The organism is Variovorax sp. 20P10.2.4, assembly GCF_058244205.1.
This window is the reverse complement of sequence record NZ_JBZAYE010001016.1, coordinates 1-1,757: the sequence shown is the minus strand read 5'-3', so window position 1 is coordinate 1,757 and position 1,757 is coordinate 1. Positions and strand designations below refer to the sequence as shown.

Annotated in this window: 2 protein-coding genes; both read left to right on the top strand. The window is 70.9% G+C overall.

What is annotated here, in order from left to right:
- Nucleotides 1–806: TRAP transporter large permease (locus tag AC27VN_RS40565; protein WP_490880375.1), on the top strand; the 806-nt coding region annotated here is incomplete at its 5' end.
- The coding region (locus AC27VN_RS40560; RefSeq protein ID WP_490880374.1) for an ELWxxDGT repeat protein at nt 806–1,757 on the top strand (952 nt) is incomplete at its 3' end. The genes AC27VN_RS40565 and AC27VN_RS40560, both read left to right, overlap by 1 nt.

Sequence of the window (1,757 nt, the reverse complement as noted above, 5' to 3'; positions counted from 1 at the left end):
TCGGCGTGGCGGCCAACGTCTCGATCTCCAAGCTCTTCCTCGCGGCGATCGTGCCCGGCCTGCTGATCGGCGGCGCGCTGTGGGTGACCTGGGCCTGGCTGGTGCGGCACGAGAAGATCGAGCCGCCGCCGCGCCAGTCCGGCCGCCAGATCGTCGCGGCCGCGCGCGAGGCCGGCTGGGCGCTGCTGCTGCCGGTGATCATCCTGGTGGGCCTGCGCATGGGCGTGTTCACGCCCACCGAGGCGGCCGTGGTGGCCGCCGTCTACGCGCTCTTCGTGGCCACCGTGGTCTACCGCGAGCTGCGCTTTCCCGACCTCTACAAGATCTTCGTGAGCGCCGCCAAGACCAGCGCGGTCGTGATGTTCCTGATCGCCGCCGCGATGGTCAGCGCCTGGCTGATCACGGTGGCCGACCTGCCCGCCAAGGTGGTGGCGCTGCTCGAGCCCTTCATGGGCAACAAGATCGTGCTGATGATCGCGATCATGCTGCTGGTGATGGCGGTGGGCACGGCGATGGACATGACGCCGACCATCCTGATCCTCACGCCGGTGCTGATGCCGGTGGTGGTGGCGGCCGGCATCGACCCGGTCTACTTCGGCGTGATGTTCATCATCAACAACTCGATCGGGCTGATCACGCCGCCGGTGGGCGTGGTGCTCAACGTGGTGGCGGGCGTGGGCCGCATGCGCATGGACGAGGTCACGCGCGGCGTGCTGCCCTTCATGGTGGCGGAGTTCGCGATCATGTTCCTCATGGTGCTGTTCCCGCAGCTGGTGACGGTGCCCGCCAAATGGTTCGGCGGCTGATGCGCGCGCACTCCCTTCTCCCTGCACGCTGCCGGCTGCGCGCGTTGTGCGCCGCGCTCGCGCTGCTCGCTCCGCTGGCGGCGTCGGCACAGGATCCGGCGCGCGACGTGCTGCCCGAGCAGTTGCAGCCGCGCGCCTTCGTCGGGCCGACCGGCCTGGTGCGGCTGGGCCCGCGCGTGCTGTTCTCCGCCTTCCACGTGGCCACCGGACAGGAGCTCTGGAGCAGCGACGGCACCACTGCCGGCACCGTGCTGCTGAAGGACATCCGCCCCGGCTTTCGTGGCGCCTTCCCGAGCTGGCAGACGCGCTTCGGCGCGCATGTCTACTTCACCGCCACCGACGGCGAACACGGCCTCGAGCTGTGGCGCAGCGACGGCACCGCGCGCGGCACGCAGCGCGTGACCGACCTGAACCCCGGCGAGGCCGACGCCATGCCGGCCGAACTGACGGCCTGGCGCGATGCGCTGTACTTCGTCGCCAACGATGGCCGCCACGGTTTCCAGCTCTGGAAGACCGGCGGCGATGCGCGCAGCACGCAACGCGTGTCCTCGGTCGACGCGGGGCCGGGCGCGGTGGTGCGCCAGCTCACGGTGGCCGGCCCGCGGCTGTTCTTCACCGCCACCAGCCGCGCGCACGGCCACGAGCTCTGGGTCAGCGAGGGCACGCCCGAGAGCACGCGGCTGGTGAAGGACATCCGCCCGGGCGCGGAGGACAGCAACCTCGAGAACCTCGTGGCGATCGGCGACCGGCTCTGGTTCACCGCGAACGATGGCCAACATGGCATCGAGCTCTGGACCAGCGACGGCAGCGAAGCCGGCACGCGCATGGTCAAGGACATCCGGCCCGGCGAGGGCGCGTCGCGGCCCGCGCATCTCACGGCCGTGGGCGGCACGCTCTACTTCGCGGCCGAGGACGGCACGCACGGCATCGAGCTCTGGCGCAGCGACGGCA